This is a genomic window from Kistimonas ophiarachnellae (genome assembly GCF_057552235.1).
On the sequence record NZ_BAAJPA010000014.1, the window covers coordinates 129,108 to 145,949 of the forward strand.

15 protein-coding genes and 1 tRNA gene are annotated in these 16,842 nt (G+C 50.6%); 7 read left to right on the forward strand and 9 right to left on the reverse strand.

The window, feature by feature from the left end; all coding sequences use genetic code 11:
* From menH to AC27K1_RS17370, 3 genes are read right to left on the reverse strand one after another with little or no spacing between them, the layout of a single operon-like run.
* Positions 1-813: a 2-succinyl-6-hydroxy-2,4-cyclohexadiene-1-carboxylate synthase gene (menH, locus tag AC27K1_RS17360; protein ID WP_487152059.1), complete on the reverse strand. Its 813-nt coding sequence runs from the start codon at positions 811-813 to the stop codon at positions 1-3.
* Positions 813-2,534 carry a 2-succinyl-5-enolpyruvyl-6-hydroxy-3-cyclohexene-1-carboxylic-acid synthase gene (menD, locus tag AC27K1_RS17365; RefSeq protein WP_487152060.1) on the reverse strand — a complete coding sequence of 574 codons (1,722 nt, stop codon included), beginning with the start codon at positions 2,532-2,534 and terminating at the stop codon, positions 813-815. The genes menH and menD overlap by 1 nt, the downstream gene beginning before the upstream one ends.
* Entirely contained in the window at positions 2,534-3,883 is a 1,350-nt protein-coding gene (locus tag AC27K1_RS17370; protein WP_487152061.1) for an isochorismate synthase, read from the reverse strand. Before AC27K1_RS17370 ends, menD begins: the two co-directional genes overlap by 1 nt.
* 180 nt (positions 3,884-4,063) lie before the next feature.
* Here AC27K1_RS17370 and AC27K1_RS17375 point away from each other — a divergent pair, with 180 nt between their 5' ends.
* From AC27K1_RS17375 to AC27K1_RS17385, 3 genes are all read left to right on the forward strand, one after another.
* On the forward strand, positions 4,064-4,414 hold the full coding sequence (locus tag AC27K1_RS17375; RefSeq protein WP_487152062.1) for a hypothetical protein: 351 nt from the start codon (positions 4,064-4,066) through the stop codon (positions 4,412-4,414).
* Between the two features lie 195 nt (positions 4,415-4,609).
* Positions 4,610-5,152 carry a hypothetical protein gene (locus AC27K1_RS17380; RefSeq protein ID WP_487152063.1) on the forward strand — a complete coding sequence of 181 codons (543 nt, stop codon included), beginning with the start codon at positions 4,610-4,612 and terminating at the stop codon, positions 5,150-5,152.
* A gap of 17 nt (positions 5,153-5,169) precedes the next feature.
* Positions 5,170-5,421: an acetyltransferase gene (locus tag AC27K1_RS17385; RefSeq protein ID WP_487152064.1), complete on the forward strand. Its 252-nt coding sequence runs from the start codon at positions 5,170-5,172 to the stop codon at positions 5,419-5,421.
* Positions 5,422-5,463: 42 nt separating this feature from the next.
* On the opposite strand, the gene AC27K1_RS17390 is transcribed toward AC27K1_RS17385, so the two are convergent.
* Positions 5,464-5,760 carry a hypothetical protein gene (locus AC27K1_RS17390; protein ID WP_487152065.1) on the reverse strand — a complete coding sequence of 99 codons (297 nt, stop codon included), beginning with the start codon at positions 5,758-5,760 and terminating at the stop codon, positions 5,464-5,466.
* Between the two features lie 311 nt (positions 5,761-6,071).
* Here AC27K1_RS17390 and AC27K1_RS17395 point away from each other — a divergent pair, with 311 nt between their 5' ends.
* Complete coding sequence (locus tag AC27K1_RS17395; protein WP_487152066.1) at positions 6,072-6,206, forward strand: hypothetical protein; 135 nt, start codon at positions 6,072-6,074, stop codon at positions 6,204-6,206.
* A 44-nt stretch (positions 6,207-6,250) separates the two neighbouring features.
* Here the strand turns inward: AC27K1_RS17395 and rocD are convergent, their stop codons facing one another.
* Both rocD and putP read right to left on the reverse strand, forming a co-directional pair.
* On the reverse strand, positions 6,251-7,471 hold the full coding sequence (gene rocD / locus AC27K1_RS17400; RefSeq protein ID WP_487152067.1) for an ornithine--oxo-acid transaminase: 1,221 nt from the start codon (positions 7,469-7,471) through the stop codon (positions 6,251-6,253).
* 121 nt (positions 7,472-7,592) lie between these two features.
* Positions 7,593-9,083, reverse strand: coding sequence for a sodium/proline symporter PutP (gene putP / locus AC27K1_RS17405; protein ID WP_487152068.1), 1,491 nt, complete (start codon positions 9,081-9,083; stop codon positions 7,593-7,595).
* A 340-nt stretch (positions 9,084-9,423) separates the two neighbouring features.
* Here putP and AC27K1_RS17410 point away from each other — a divergent pair, with 340 nt between their 5' ends.
* Together AC27K1_RS17410 and AC27K1_RS17415 are read left to right on the forward strand one after the other, a co-directional pair.
* Positions 9,424-10,374 (forward strand): sialidase family protein, encoded by a 951-nt coding sequence (locus tag AC27K1_RS17410; protein WP_487152069.1) that lies wholly within the window; start codon positions 9,424-9,426, stop codon positions 10,372-10,374.
* Positions 10,375-10,487: 113 nt separating this feature from the next.
* A complete protein-coding gene (locus AC27K1_RS17415) occupies positions 10,488-11,534 on the forward strand; it encodes a hypothetical protein (RefSeq protein ID WP_487152070.1) in 1,047 nt (348 codons plus the stop codon).
* A gap of 62 nt (positions 11,535-11,596) precedes the next feature.
* Here the strand turns inward: AC27K1_RS17415 and putA are convergent, their stop codons facing one another.
* Complete coding sequence (gene putA / locus AC27K1_RS17420) at positions 11,597-14,764, reverse strand: bifunctional proline dehydrogenase/L-glutamate gamma-semialdehyde dehydrogenase PutA (RefSeq protein WP_487152071.1); 3,168 nt, start codon at positions 14,762-14,764, stop codon at positions 11,597-11,599.
* A 278-nt stretch (positions 14,765-15,042) separates the two neighbouring features.
* On the opposite strand from putA, the gene AC27K1_RS17425 reads away from it, so the two are divergent.
* Positions 15,043-15,687 carry an START domain-containing protein gene (locus AC27K1_RS17425; RefSeq protein ID WP_487152072.1) on the forward strand — a complete coding sequence of 215 codons (645 nt, stop codon included), beginning with the start codon at positions 15,043-15,045 and terminating at the stop codon, positions 15,685-15,687.
* A gap of 67 nt (positions 15,688-15,754) precedes the next feature.
* Here the strand turns inward: AC27K1_RS17425 and AC27K1_RS17430 are convergent, their stop codons facing one another.
* Both AC27K1_RS17430 and AC27K1_RS17435 read right to left on the reverse strand, forming a co-directional pair.
* Positions 15,755-16,501: an OmpA family protein gene (locus tag AC27K1_RS17430; RefSeq protein ID WP_487152073.1), complete on the reverse strand. Its 747-nt coding sequence runs from the start codon at positions 16,499-16,501 to the stop codon at positions 15,755-15,757.
* A 224-nt stretch (positions 16,502-16,725) separates the two neighbouring features.
* Positions 16,726-16,801 (reverse strand) — tRNA-Thr (locus AC27K1_RS17435).
* Positions 16,802-16,842: the final 41 nt, after the last annotated feature.

Below are 16,842 nucleotides of genomic sequence, written 5' to 3' on the forward strand. Positions count from 1 at the left end.
CTAATTCCGTTCTGTCATGGAGGAGTAAAAGGCCAGGAGAGTATCGGCGTAAGCCGTCGGGCAGGCATGATGAACATTGTGGCCAGCCTGCTCCTGTATATGTACCGTCATCGTCGGACAGTCGCTGAACTGTTGCCCAATCGACTGGAATTTATGGTCCCGATCACCACAGATGTACATTACCGGCAATGACTGCTGGCATAACGCATCATGAAAGCAGGTCTGCCGGGATAAACTGGTCATCTCCAGCATATCTGCCAACGAGGAACCGTTATTATTCAATCGTTGATCAACCATTGCCTGCCGATCAACCGGTGAGAGATCAGAGAACACAGGCTGCTGATACCAGTCATCTAAAACGGCCGGCAGAGGCTCACTGCGAAACCGCTGTGCCCAGCGGTGATCCTGTTTTTTGCGTGCCAACTGCTCCGGTTCATGCTTGAGACCAGGATGCGCTGACTCCAGTATTAACCCATGCAACTTAATGGCATCAGGCTGTTCAAGGTTAGGCAGATAACAGCAGGCATAATGCATCGCAATTCGACCACCCAGTGAATAACCTGCCAGCCAGCATGCGTGAATGCCGATGTATTTCAGCGTAGTGTCGATCTGGGCACAGCAGTCATCAAACCCCGAACCTGCACTAACAGCCGCACTATCTCCATGTCCGGGCAAATCAATAGAAACACAGAAAAATTGCCGTTTAAGCAGGGAAACGACCGGCACCCAATCCGCAGCATTTCCCAAAAAGCCATGCAGCATAACAAGCGCAGGATTTACTGGATCACCTTCAGTGCGAAACGCCAGCGTCATCAGAGCTCACTCGCCATGACAAGTGCACGTCGCAACATATCAGTGGCTTCAGCAGGTGGTGTTTTTACCTCAATGATTGCAGGTTTGTCAGACGCCTTGGCCTGTTCATAGCACTCAGCAAAAGCCTGACATTCAACGGGTGTCTCATAGTGGATATCGAACATGGCTGCCGCCTGTTCTGCATTCAAACCGTGGCTGACCTGAAAATAGTGTTTGAAAAAATCACCGTCACGGGAAACCGGCATCATGCTAAAAATACTGCCGCCATCATTGTTCAGCAGCACAAGGGTCACAGGGAGATCACGCAATAAGGCCAGTGAATTAAGATCATGGAGAAAGGAAAGATCGCCCAATAACAAGGTCACCTGTCGACCTGAGGCAGCCACGCCCGATGCCGTCGCGATCAAACCATCAATACCGCTGGCACCACGATTGGTAAAAACTTCACCATGGAGCCGGGCATCAGACAGACTATCAATCAAGCGGATCGGCATGCTGTTGCCAATGAACAGGCACCCGTTTTTACGTTGCTGTTCAACAATATGACGGGAAACCCACATCTCATTGAGTTCTGCCGGCAACAGCCGAACCAGCGCTGCACGACAGCGGATGCCATAGTCCATCAGCTGGGCATACCAGTCACCCGGCTCACGCCGTTCAGGCAACGCTGCTTCCAGAAAACGACAAAGTTCACTGATATTTGCCTGTAAACGCAGACTTTGATTACAGGCCGGATCCAGTCGGCTAACGCCACTATCGACAAAACAATAGTGCTTTCGTCGTCCATTCGCCAACCACTGCGACAGTCGTTTACTGACCAGTCGACCGCCAAACTGCAGTACCGTATCCGCCTGATCAAGCAGTTCACAAACAGTGGGATTGTTCAACAGCAGATCAACATGGGGTAAGGATAGCGAGTGCCCATGTAGATGAGACTGCACGTCCACCAGCAAGGGCCATCCGAGCTTTTCAGCCAGTCTTGCTACGGCCTGTGCGTCGTCAGACGCCAGCTGACCTGCGACCAGAACACCTTTGGGTGAAAACAAGCGATCTACCAGGACCTGCGATTCATCAGGCAGTCGCTGACCTGACAGACAGTATTGTGTCCAGGGACGATGAGCCTTCATCCAGTCTGTTACGGGCTCCATGTAGGCCGACCAATCTGGACTCTGGAGACCTGGATACAATGGATCGCGCAAATGCAGGTTGAGATGAACGACGCCCGAAGTCCGTGCACGGGTGATACTCTGATCCAATGTTGACAGCAGCCACTGCGGTGCGATGGCGGTATCAGGACACGGCAGCTGCACTTCCTGCACCGGGTAACGGCTGAAAATCGCCGTCTGGTTAATGGTTTGGTTCGCACCGGTATCCAGTAGTTCCGCCGGCCGGTCTGCAGAAAGAATCAGCAGCGGAATCCCCATCATGGCCGCCTCAATAACCGCCGGGTATAAATTGGCCACGGCTGTACCCGAGGTCGTGATGATGGCAACCGGTTTACGGGTGGACCTGGCAATGCCCAAGGCAAAAAAACCAAGCCCTCGCTCATCAAAATGCACATGCTTGTTCAGCCGGGTGTGTGCGGCTGCCGCATGGGTTAAGGGAGAATTACGTGATCCCGGTGCAATACAGCAATGCTCTACGCCATTGCGCACCAGCTCTTCCATGATCAACGCACACCAGAGGCTGTTGATATCAGACAACTTGCAGTTAAAAGCCATTATCCATCCAGTAACGCCAAGGCGGTATTAATCTTGTTATCCAGTTCCTGCCACTCTGCATCCGGTTCGGATCCCGCAACAATCCCGGCCCCCGAGTAAAGCGACAGATGACGCCCGCGAAGCAACCCTGAGCGGATCGCTACGGCGAACTCGGTTTCATTGAGTCCCATGCTGCCAAATACCCCGCTGTACCAACCACGGCTATGGGGTTCCAACGTCGTAATCAGCTGTCGTGCTTCATGCCATGGACTGCCACCAACAGCCGGCGTCGGGTGCAATGTCGTCAGCAGGTCATAGTCTGTGACCCCCGGACGAATCACGCCCCTGAAACGGTGAATCAGGTGCTGAATATGTCGGAGTTTGATGACTGAAACTTCACGGTCGCTTTCCAGACTTTCGCAGAGTCCGGCCAAAACATCGCGGATATGCGACAGTACCAGCGCATTCTCATGCCGGTTCTTGTCATCGTTGAGCAATAGGTGTTCGAATTGCTGGTCTTCAGAAACATTGCCGCCGCGCGCCATTGTACCGGCCAGCGCTTCTGTCCAGAGCAGGCGTGACTGCCGCCGAAATAACCGTTCCGGTGACGTACCGAAAAAGCACTCGCCACTCTCAACCTGAAGCGCAAATTGATAACTGCGAGGATTTTCAGTGTGCCAGCGCTGCAGGAATGCCCACAAATGCAGGGAGTCGGCAAGCTTCAAGCGCACTTCACGTGAAAGCACCGCTTTATGCAGCGCTTTGCCGGCAACAGCAGCCAGCACCTGTTCCACGCCATAGCGCCACTGCTGTTGATCCGGGACACTGTCCCGCTCAGCGATACCCGGCGCTTTGTAAACATCCGTAGTCGGCAACACGATCCGGCTCGCCTGGGCTTCCAGCCAGGCGGCAGCGTCATGGCATTTTTTCCGACTCTCCTCACCACCGGGCAAATAAAGGTTGCAGGCAAGCACCGTTTCAGAGCGCTGCTGAACCAGTTCAAAGCGCGGCAGGATAAAACGACCATAGCCAAATGAACGCCATTGCACCGAGGTGCGGTCAGCAAAAGCCATCCCGCCGTAGAAATGGGCGCCAGGCAGTGCCTGAAGTACGTCACGTGCCCGGGCAAAGGCCTCGCCCAGCGACCCTGACCCTGTAAGCGTCACATTTATCTCGGGGCAGACGCCGGCCACACTGCGATTACCACTGCGCTCGGTCCAGTACAAACGGCAGGTTGCATCAACCCCCTGCAGCCACGCCAGCGGCGCAATCGCAGGTAACGGTTGCTCCATACGAAACCAGCCCTGTCCTGACTGGCACTGTCTGAGCTTTTCAGCCAGTATCCGCATTGACTCGTCGTATGGCAGCATGATCCCTCACGGGGCTAAAGGAAAAAGGCGCAATTGTAGGCATCATCACGGGGGGTACCGATCGGTAATTACCGAAAAACACTATAGCTGTTTCCAACAAGGCACTGGCAATAGCCAACGACTGAAAGGAATGGGGTGTGGTAGAATCTGTCCTTTTTCCGGACAGGTAAGCGCCCCTACATGGCAACCAATGGTGAATCCGCCGCTAACTGGCTAAAAGCGCACGGAGAATCAGCGCCGCTGGAACGACTTCAGCAAATACGCGACAACATCGCCGCCAAACTTGAAGACAACGCGCAGACTGACGAGCAACATCTCGGACTCCTGGAAGCGCTGGATGTGATGGACACTTACATCATGGGCAAAGAAGCCATGACCCGTCCCGTCGATGAATCGCTCGCCGCTCCCGATCTGTCACCGCTTTGCGCCAGTGACGTTTCGGCTTCTCCCATCCTGTCAGACGAAGAGAAGAAAAAACGGTTCGGTGAACTGTTAAAAACAGGCTCGCTTCAACCGGTAATAAACGAATAGAGCCTGCAGGTACTCCCGTCAAAACAAGCCTCCCGTTCACCAAAAACACGAATAAGATAAGATACGGGTTGATGTCATAGACGCATGGCATCAACCCTTTCTTTTATAGAAACATTCATTCTAGGTATTCTTACCACCACAAACAGAACATCTACCTACACTTATTCAGCACAGTGTGATCCGATGGAGGTAACCATGATCCGGTTGTATTACCTCACTCATTCTCCGGCACAGGCCAAACGTATAACGGAAGACCTGCATGCGGAAGGCATCAGTGAATGGCATGTGCATGTAGTCTGTAACGATCCCGACAGCCTGACGCATAATCACCTGCACGAAGCCAATTTACTGGAAGAGCGAGACATCATTCATTCGGGTGAGCAAGGCGCGCTCATTGGTGGGTCAGGCGGTCTGTTGATTTCAACGGTCGCAGGAACGCTGGAATTATTGCCATTCACGTTTGCCTTACCGCAGGTGGCGTTACTCACCATTTTCTGCGGACTGTTCGGGGCCTGGTCCGGTGGGCTGGCAGGCATGTCAAAACCTAATTACCGCCTGACGCCATTCCGGCAGCCGCTCGAACAGGGGTGTTGCCTGATCATGGTTGATCTCTATCCGTTGCAGGCACACAAAATCAAACAACACATTTTTCGTCATTATCCGGATATCCTGCTTGCAGGCAGCAGCTCATCCGTCACCAACCCCTTCAGTAATCGTGTGCTCTTGCACCCTGCATAATCTCCGGGAGCAACATTATGTTTCTATCCTTAAAGGACAGCGGTAAGCTGGTTTCTATCCTCAAGCCCGAAGAACTCTTTAACCCCTGTGAAGCTAACGTGACCGGTTGTATTCAGTGGGGTGAAGATCCCGCCGAGCCTGAGCAATTCCGAAAAAGCAGTCTCCGCTTCCTGTCCGGCGAAAGCCTGCCCCGGTGCTGGCTCAATGACCACTACCGCGATGCGGAGGTTCACAAGCGAACACCTCACGCCATCCCTGATTACAGGTAATGCCCATAGCGCAGCACAACAATGCAGGCTGCCAGCTGGGCATTACCGCCCATGGTTCGGGCCATGACGTAACTGGCCACTGCTGTAGGGCTGGCAGAGAACACCCAGGAGCGTGCCACGATAACCGAGCCAAACGGCGCCCAGCGCCAGACCAAGGTCCATGCTTACTGTCCCGAGAAACAGGACCGCCGGCAGACCAAAATTGACCACCAGCCGGGAGGCGATATCCATGAAATGGTCATCAATGACCCGTAGGCGTCGGAGAACAAGCCCCATAAACATCATGACAAAAATGGGCAGCGTCACCCCGGCAGTAAAATTGAGGGCCTCCAGAACCATTCATTTGCCTCTTACACAATGGTGTATTGTCCTGTCCAGATAGAGAACAACGTTCACAATACGCCTCAAAAAAATCCAGCACACAGCCTACAGCGCGTCATGAAAAAAAGATTTGATTCAGACCATCCCGGGGACTCAAGCAATGGGCAGACATACCGATATTTCTTCAATCGGAATTTTGGGGTGGCGGGTAAAGCAGGGTTGTCATGGCGGTTGGTAATATGCAGGCGCCGAACAATGAATAAATAATCTTGTACTCGCCCCTCGTATTCTGATCCTTTTCAACAATACTGAATACCAATGGATCTGAAATGCACAAGGAACAGGATGTGACCCGCAAACACTGGCGTCGGCTGAACAGGGTGGAAAAGCGAATCGGTGATATCGCGCTGTGGATTTTCATTGCCACAGCCATTTATTTTCCCTTTTATATGCTGCAGCAGTAATCAGTCTGCACCTCACCGGTTTTCCCGGTGAGGTGCATTCCCATTCAAAACGCCTTCAATGCATCCTCAATAATCGACAAACTCCGATGAATCTGTGCGTCATTGATGACCAGTGGCGGAGAAAGGCGGATGGTATCTCTGTGCGTGGGCTTGGCCAACAGACCATTTTCTGCCAGTTTTAAACACACATCCCAGGCTTCAGCCCCATCCATTGGTTCAATATCCATCGCATTCAGCAAGCCCTTTCCTCTGACGGACTTCAGCATGGGGTGCTGGATTTGCGACAAGCCATCCCTGAACAACTGCCCCAGCCGCTGGGCATTGTCAGCCAGTTTCTCATCTCGCACTACTTCCATGGCGACCGTCGCTACACGGCAGCCAAGGGGATTGCCGCCATAGGTCGAGCCGTGTTGCCCGGGCTGGATACAGAGCATCACGTCATCACTGGCCAGAACCGCTGAAACAGGGAATACACCACCGGAAAGCGCCTTTCCAAGAATCAGGACATCCGGTCGAACCTGCTCATGATCCACCGCCAGTAACTGCCCCGTTCGGGCAATGCCGGTCTGGATTTCATCACCGAGGAACAGGACATTATACTGATCACACAATGCCCGGACCTGACGCAGGTAACCGTCATCCGGCACAATCACCCCCGCTTCTCCCTGGATCGGTTCAACCAGGAAACCGGTAACATTCGGCTGGCTCAGGGCTTCCTCGAGGCGTGCGACATCATTATAAGGAATAGAAATAAACCCCGGGGTATAAGGACCATATTCATTGCGGGCATCAGGATCATTGGAAAATGAGATGATAGTGGTGGTGCGTCCATGAAAATTCCCGTCACAAACCACTATTGTGGCCTTTTCAGGGGCTATCCCCTTGTTCTGGTAGCCCCATTTCCGACAGAGCTTGATGGCTGTCTCAACAGCCTCAGCACCGGTATTCATGGGTAGCATGCGGTCATACCCGAAGGTCTGACAGAGAAACGCTTCAAAAGGCCCCAGCTCACTGCTGAAGAAGGCCCTCGATGTCAGCGTCAGGGCGGATGCCTGATCAACCAGCGCCTGGATAATTCTGGGATGACAATGCCCCTGATTTACCGCTGAGTAGGCGGATAAGAAATCAAAATAGACCTTGCCATCAACATCCCAGACTTCAGCCCCCTGACCTTTGGCCAATACGACAGGCAATGGATGGTAATTGTGGGCGCCATATTGAGCTTCCTGTTGCATGATGGCATCTGCGGATAATCCCTGCGCCATATTTCCCCTCCATCCTGTTGCCACGTCAGTCATATGACGTAGCGAATTAACCGTATCCCTCTCTAGGATACTAATGGCATTTCTTGTAAAGCACCAAATCAACCGCCGGAATATGCCTGTGCTAGCCTGATTCGACCTCAGTATTATCGAGCCCGGTCAGCGGATTGCCGGACAAACATCCATCAAGAAGACTCACGGCTACAATAGCGCACAATGAAAGAACAAAGCCCGGAATGATTTCATATAGATCAAACCATCCCCCACTCAACTGCTTCCAGACCACCACAGTAACACCGCCGACCAGAATACCCGCCAGGGCGCCATTACGGCTCATTCGCTTCCAGAACAGACTGATCAAAAGGGCTGGTCCAAAGGCGGCGCCAAAACCTGCCCAGGCATAGGAGACCAGGCCAAGTACATTGCTGTCAGGATTCATGGCAAGCAGACAGGCAATAATGGAGATCACGATCACCGACACCCGTCCCACGTGTAGGACTTCCTGCGGGGTAGCCTCCGCCCTGAAGACGTCACGATACAAATCCTCGGCAAATGCGGTAGAACAGACCAATAGCTGGGAATCTGCGGTACTCATGATCGCCGCTAAAATTGCCGCCAGCAGAATACCCGCCACCAATGGGTTGAACAGGCTACTGACCAGCAGCATGAAGATCTGTTCGGGGTCTTCAAGGATAATACCCGGGTGGGTATCGACATAGACCATCCCAGCCAGTCCGACCATAAATGCACCCAGAATGCAGAAGCCCGTCCATGTGACGGCAATCCGCCGAGCCACAGACATATCATCAACCGATTTAACGGCTTTGAAACGGGCCAGGATATGTGGCTGCCCAAAATAACCCAGCCCCCATCCCAATAAGGACAGAATGGTAATAGTGCTCAAGGAGTTACCATGCACATCGGTCATGATATTCAACAATTCAGGGTTTTTTAGTTGCATGGTCGTCAGGACATGACCGACACCGCCACTGAACTCCAGAGCCACCAGCGGTACAATAATCAGCGCTGCTGACATTAATAAACCCTGTACCAGGTCAGTCCAGCATACCGCCAGAAATCCCCCAAACAGGGTATAGGAAATCACGCTGACAGCGCCGATTATCACGGCCCACCGATAGTCCAGCCCGAAAGCAGTTTCAAACAGCTTGCCTCCGGCAACCAGGCCCGAGCTGGTATAAAAAAGGAAAAAGAGCAATATGAATATGGCTGAGAGGCGTTGAAGCACTTTGCTTTGATCATTGAATCGATTAGAAAAATATTCCGATAGAGTCAGGGCATCACCCAGCGCTTTACTGTAGATTCTGAGGCGTTTTGCAACCAGTACCCAGTTTAACCAAGTGCCCACTAATAAACCGGCCCCGAGCCAGAAAGCCTCGAGTCCAGCCACAAACGCATAACCCGGCAACCCCAGCAATAACCAACCGCTCATATCAGACGCACCGGCACTGAGAGCCGCGGTCCAGGGACCGAGCGAACGCCCTCCCAGAAAATAATCCGAAGACGTAGCCGTGCGTCGGTATGCCTCGTAGCCTATCCCCAGCATAACCGCGAAATAGGCAACAAATGTGATAATAACGGTGGTATTTCCCTGCATATATCAAGCTCCTTTCTGGAGTTTTAGACAAACAAAACGCAGTAAAAGTTTCAGTACCTAAATATTGACTAACTAATGTAGTAGCTGTTTTTTATACGAGCCTGAAGACTGCGGAAATTACTGACAATTACCGTTATAATCGAAAGAAATACCTGCTTTTCTCTATAACCTGACAATTAATCGGGTATACAGAAAATTTGCTTGATGAATCATTTAATTCGCCAGATCTAATAATAAGTAACTATGATATTCATATTTGCGATGAATGCCTGTCAAAAATTATCCCTTGGTGATCAGTTGTTGTTTTCTGGTCATTATCATCTTCCTGCAGGGCTCCATCATGACAGAACCCTCCGAGATCCAACTCAACATACGCAGTAAAACATTTGTTGTGTCACCGGATTTGCTCCCTACACAGACCTGCCATGCGGCGACGCTCACTGAAATTAAACCGGGGGCACTGATGGCAGCCTGGTTTGGCGGTAGTCAGGAGGGATATGACGACGTTCGCATCTGGGGCGCACACTACGAGCATGACCAGTGGCTCTCACCCATCTTGCTAACACCTGAAAATAGCGCTGAAGCCCACTGGAACCCCGTACTCTTTAACGACGGTAGTCACTTGTATCTTTATTACAAGGCAGGCAAATCTCCACGTACCTGGCAGGGATTCCACTCTCTATCGGCTGATGGAAAACGCTGGTCACCTCCCCAGCCAGATCCCGAAGGTTATCTCGGTCCCATCAGGAACAAACCACTATCACTTCCCAATGGCAGCACCCTCCACCCCTCCAGCACTGAAGATCAAGGCTGGCGTATCCATTTCGAAATAGAGACGGATCAAAAGCGACTTCACATTCCCGTTGAAGATCCAGATAGGCTGGGTGCGATACAACCCACACTACTCACCCATCCTAACGGAACAATACAGGCATTATGCAGGACACATTCCGGCGTCATTGCCCAAACCTGGTCCAACAATAATGGTCAGAGCTGGTCTGAACTGGAAGCCACCCTGCTCCCCAACCCCAACTCGGCCATTGATGCTGTCACACTGCGAAACGGTATTCACCTGCTGGTTCACAATCCAGTGATTGCCGGGCGTACGCCTCTCGTCATTTCACTCAGTTATGATGGTCAACAATGGCATCAAACCATAACACTGGAAGAGGAACACGGGGAATTTTCCTATCCAGCGGTGATAGAAGACAGCAAGGGTTCAATACATATTGCCTACACCTGGCAACGCAAGGCGATCCGTCATGTTGTGCTAGAGATTATGTCTCAATAGCTGAACCTGTAAATACATCACGATCCATTTCCCTGTCAGCATCACATCCAACGATGCTAATTCATCCGCTATGCTATATTGTCGAGAATGAATAATGGATGATTCAAAACGTTATGCACACAGCTCCCCCCTATTCACAGCAACACTTATTTCCGGCTATCCGTGGCGATTATTACTTTATTTATTTTATTCCGTTCGTAGCCATTGTTTCCGGTTTGTGCGCCTATTTGATACCTGGCTGGTTTGAATGGATATTAATGGCAGACCTGTGGATTCTCGGTTACCACCATGTTATTTCAACGTTTACACGGATAGGTTTTGACAAAAAAAGCGCCAGGGAACACTGGCACTTTTTAATCCCCCTCCCCTTGCTGATAATCACAGCCGTTTTCGCCCTTTATTCACTGACCAGTGCAGTCATTATCGGTAGTGTCTACCTCTATTGGCAGTGGTACCACTACTCGCGCCAGAGTGAAGGGGTGGCGAAGTCTTATGGCATGAAAGGGCAATGCAAGGCATTCGCGACTCATCGTGGACAGCGCATCGCTTTTTATCTCGTACCGCTTACGACCTTTACCTATATGATCAGCGCTGGCCACAGTCACTTCCTGGGGATTCCCATCTGGACTGCCACCTTGCCAGAAAATATCCGTTTCGCGTTACTCGCCCTTTGCTATGGCTCAATTGTCTACTGGATGATTTGCGGCACCAGGGCACTACTGCGAAAAGACATTACACCCTTTTATTACGGCTATGTACTGACCCATTTTTTTATTTACACCATTTCTTATGTCGCCATTAATGATATTAACTGCAGCTGGTTGACGATCAACATATGGCATAACGCGCAATACATCGGATTTGTCTGGTTGTTTAACCGCAAACGTTATGCTGCAGGCGTTGAAGAAAATCACCGTACCATCTCTTTTTTGAGTCAACCCGGTCGGTTCCTGATTTATATGGGCGTTTGTTTTACTCTATCGACGGTGTTGTATTTCAACCTGGAAGCCATCGTTGCAGCCACATCGCTTACTACAGGTCTTCCGTTGGCACTGCTGATTTACGCGACCATCAATTTCCACCATTACATAGTGGATTCACAAATCTGGAAACTGCGAAAACCTGCCATTCAGAAAAACCTGTTGGAAACGCAGGGGTAAAAATCACTTAAAAACAACATATTCCCCCGCGTTCTTTATATCACTACGTGCAAAAGGCCTGATCAACCACCTGCGCCCAGTGACAACAAGGTTGCATTACCGCCAACAGCCGTTGTATTAGTCGAACGGGTTCGCTCCGTCGCAAACCGAAGCAGATAATGAGGCCCACCCGCTTTGGGGCCGGTCCCTGACAACCCCTGCCCACCAAATGGCTGAACACCAACAACAGCGCCTATCTGGTTACGGTTGATGTAGACATTACCCGCCCTGACACGACGATCAATATAAGCGGCTGTCGCTTCATTGCGTGTATGAATGCCCAGCGTCAAGCCAAACCCTGTCCCGTTAATCTCATCAATCACACGGTCAAGTTCACTCGCTGCATAACGGATAACATGTAACACCGGTCCGAAATGCTCTTTTTCCAGCTCTTTGATGGACTGGATTTCAAAAGCAACCGGCGCCAGAAAGCACCCGTTATGACAATCCACCGACAATGGCGTTTCAGCCAGCAACACCGCCGACGCTTTCATACTGTTGACGTGGGTCTGTAACTGATCGTGTGCCTCTGCATCAATAACCGGCCCAATATCCGTTTCATGCAATACCGGGTTACCAACAGACAGCTCAGCCATTGCCCCTTTTAACAGTTCAATCATGCGATCGGCGATATCCTGCTGAAGATACAGTACACGCAGCGCAGAACAGCGCTGCCCCGCGCTGGCAAATGCAGAATGCACGACATCAATAACCACTTGTTCAGGTAGCGCAGTCGAATCCACAATCATGGCATTCTGGCCACCCGTCTCAGCCACAAGCGTAGCAATGGCGCCTTCTTTCGCCGCTAATGTCCGGTTGATCTGTTTTGCCGTTTCGGTGGAGCCGGTGAACGCCACTCCCGCTAAGCGTTCGTCAGCCACCAGGGCCGCACCTACGGTATAACCATCACCCGGCAGGAATTGTATGACACCTGCTGGGAAGCCCGCTTCCAACATCAGCTGAACCGCTCGCCAGGCAATCAGTCCGGTCTGCTCGGCAGGTTTGGCTATCACCGTATTCCCGGCGACAAGAGCCGCTGAGATCTGTCCCAGAAATATTGCCAACGGGAAGTTCCACGGACTAATACAGGCAAATACACCACGCCCCGTCAGATAAAGTTCATCCAACTCACCCGTCGGACCGTTTAGAACATTGACAGCAAAGTGCTCTCTTGCCTGAAGAGCATAGTATCGGCAAAAATCAACCGCCTCCCGGATTTCATCAATACAGTCCTGTATAGTCTTCCCGGCCTCCCGATGGCACAACGCAACAAGCTCATGCTGATGGAATTCCAGCAAATCAGCCAGACGCTCCAGGCAAATCGCACGTTCATCAACCGGTCTGCTGCTCCAGGCTGGAAAAGCATTGACTGCAACATCAATGGCTTGCTGGACGCACTGCGTATCCGCCCAATAGATTTCTCCGACTTTCTCTTGCAGCTGATAAGGACATTGTACGCAATGGCAATGTCCATTCATGATCCGTTGTCCATTAATAATGGGACTTGCCGAATACACTGTCTTCAAATGCTCGTTGATACCGTCCTGAAATGGCTGCCATTCGGATTCGATATTGATATTGATACCTGCCGAATTAAGTCGTGAGGCACCATATATATTTGGCGGAAGAGGAATACGATCATTAGCCAGTGATGCGTGACTTCGCAACACGGCAACGGGGTGTTTGACCAGATCTGCAATCGGTGTTTTGGCATCTACCAACCGATGTACAAAGGATGTATTCGCGCCATTTTCCAGTAGCCGCCTGACAAGATAAGGCAAGAGATCCTGATGACTGCCAACCGGGGCATAAATCCGCACGGTTAACGCTTCCTGTTCCATCAGGGTATTGTAGAGTGCATCTCCCATACCATGCAGACGCTGGAACTCAAACTGCCGATGGGTTGCCATGGTCAGAATACTGGCAACGGTATGGGCATTATGGGTAGCAAACTGCGGGTATATCAGCCCTGAAACCGTCTCACTCAAAAGGAAACGGGCGCAGGCAAGGTAAGAGACATCTGTCGCTTCTTTTCGGGTATATACGGGATAGCTGGATAAGCCCATCTGTTGCGCCAGCTTGATTTCACTATCCCAATACGCGCCTTTTACCAGCCGGACGGGGATACAATCACCAACCTCACGGGCTAAAGCCGCCAACCAACAAAGCACTGGAAGTGCACGCTTTGAGTATGCCTGAACCACCAGACCAAACTGATTCCATCCTGCCAGGGAAGGATGACGATACAGCTTCTCAAACAGTTTTAGCGACAGCTCAAGACGGTCAGCCTCTTCTGCATCAATGGTAATCCCGACATTGTTTGAGCGCGCTTTCTGCAGCAATGCCAGTAATGCATCATAAAGTTCAGACATCACCCGTTTTTCCTGTGCCACTTCATAGCGGGGATGCAGTGCCGAAAGCTTGATGGATATCGTCGGTGCTGACACATTTTCGCCATCAGTATGGTTATTGCTGATGGTTTCTATTGTATGCGCATAGGCATCGTAATAGAGACTGGCATCTTTAGCTGTCAGTGCGGCTTCACCAAGCATATCAAAGGAGTAGGTATACCCTTTCTCCCGGTACTCACGGGCGTATTTCAAGGCTTCCTGGATAGTTTGCCCCAGTACGAAATGCTTCCCCATGATTTTCATGGCCTGGTGCATGGCCTTACGGATAACGGGCTCACCCAGGCGGTTGACCAGGCGGTTAATCACACCAGACGGTGACCCATCCACGGTTTCATCCAGCGTGACCACCTTACCCGTCAACATCAACCCCCAGGTTGAAGCGTTGACCAATAAGGAATCACTCTTTCGAAGATATTGCTCCCAGTCGGCCACACTTAACTTGTCACGTATCAAGGCATCGGCGGTCTGGGCATCTGGCACGCGCATCAAGGCTTCCGCCAGACACATCAACAATATGCCTTCCCGGGTATCGAGGCTGTACTGAAGTAACAGGGCATCAATCATCAGGATGGCGTCATCCCGACTACGTACCTGTTCTATCAACCGGGTAGCACGCTCAGAAATCGCTGACATTTCCCCTGAAGACGGCTCCGCCAATGACATCAGATGCGACAGCCATTCGGATTCATCCAATCCATAACAACCGGATATCGTCGCTTTCAGGGCATCAGCCCCCTGCTGGAGAAATTCTGGCGTAAGGACGTCTTCTGTCTGGTACATGCTGTTGCTTACCCCGGGTCAACGCGTTCAATCTGGCTCATGCTACTGATGAGAACCAGCCCTTATCCATGATGGTTATATATTTAACCGCCAAATTATTCTAGAAAACTCTTACAGATCACGCTGTACAAGTTTGGTTTACATAGAGCTTCTCTACGTACAGCTTCTGTTCAATAACCTTTTTGTCAATTAAGCTAACTAAAAACTCGTATCCAAGGTATATAATTTGACAGTTTCATCCTTGAGATGGTTCGAACAAAAAGTGAATAAAAAGAAGAATGAAAGCACTTATCTCTATATTAGTACTGAGCAAAACCCTCTGTTTTTCACCCTCGCTTATCGCATGGGACCTGGCAAAAGAGAATGAAGGTATTTCTGTTTACACAAGGGATGTTCCGGGCTCCACACTGAAATCCTTTAAGGCAATCACTACTGTCGATAGCACACTGACAGGTGTAGTTGCACTACTGGAAGACACCAATGCCGGGCCTGACTGGTTATACAGCTGCCTTTCACTAAAGCGGCTACAAACCGTCTCTCCAACCCAAGTGTATAATTACAGCATCAACGATCTACCCTGGCCCGTCAAAGACCGTGATGCCATTATTTACAGCGAACTGGAACAGGATCCCCAAACACTCTCTGTACAGATTTCAATGAAAGGTCTGCCCAATTATCTTCCGGAAAAGAATAATTATGTTCGCATTCCTTACCTAACCGGTGAATGGTCAATTACCCCCGTCAAAAGCGGATCGATGGAAATCAGTTATACCGCGCATATCGAACCTGGAGGCAATATTCCTGACTGGGTAGTCAACGCTCTATTGGTTGATACGCCTATGAAAACCTTTGTTCAAATGAAAACATTATTGCCGCAGGCGAAATACCAACAAGCCGCGCGTGCTTATATTCAATCCCCCTAGCCAGTTTATGACAATTGCCGGTAAAGCAATGCTTCTCCGGCAACTATCAAAAAACTATCAGTGATGACTAACGGTTAACCATTTCTATTTCTACCCGCCTGTTTTTCATGCGTCCTTCCAGGGTAGCATTATCTGCAATGGGGTCCTTCGGTCCCATACCAAGTGTCGTTAACCGATTACTCTTAACCCCTTGTTGCACCAGGTAGTTCATTACAGAATCAGCACGTTGTCTGGAAAGCCAGACATTGTAAGTTGCATTACCTGTGGAGTCGGTATAACCCACTAATTGATAATGCGTACCGGGGTATTTCTTCAGGTAAGCCGCTTCCTTATCCAGAATGGCTTTGGCCTGATCGGTCAACTCACTGGAATTGAACTTGAATGTCACATCATGGAGTACACGTTCTGGCGGCAACGGACAACCATATTCATCGACAGGAACTCCAGGAGGTGTATTCAGACAACGATCGCGCTTGTCCATCACGCCATCTTTATCAGAATCCTTATCAACGACAATCGGACAACCATACTGGTCAACCGGCACACCGGCGGGTGTGTTCTTACAACGGTCGTGCGTGTCAGCAACACCATCACGATCATAATCAGTCACTTTAGGCTCTTCCTGACCACTTAACGCACAGATAAGGCTACCAATCAATGCTCCACCCACGGCTCCCCATGTAGCCGCTTCCTTATCTGACATTGCACCACCTGCACCACCGACAGTTGCACCTGCGATAGCGCATTGCCACCAAGACTGCTTTGATGTTGTTGAACAGCCAACAATGCTGGCGGCAAGGAGTACTAGTGCCATACGGCCACTTATAGACTTCAAACTCATAGATTACTCCGCCTGTTTAGGATTTCAGCATGAGCAAGTGTAGGCAGGGATAGAAAAAGTGTCGTATGAATAGGTGGGAAAACAATCGTTTATGCAATCAAACAATGCTGCCAGACAGCAACCGGTTTCCATGTTCTTCCAAGTATTTTATTTTTACACATAAAAAAAGCCCTGAAGAAATCTTCAGGGCTTTTATCTGGAGCTCTTGGGCGGATTTGAACCGCCGACCTCACCCTTACCAAGGGTGTGCTCTACCAACTGAGCTACAAGAGCGTTTTCTTGCTGTGCTTGAATCATTGAAACTCAAGCGAAAT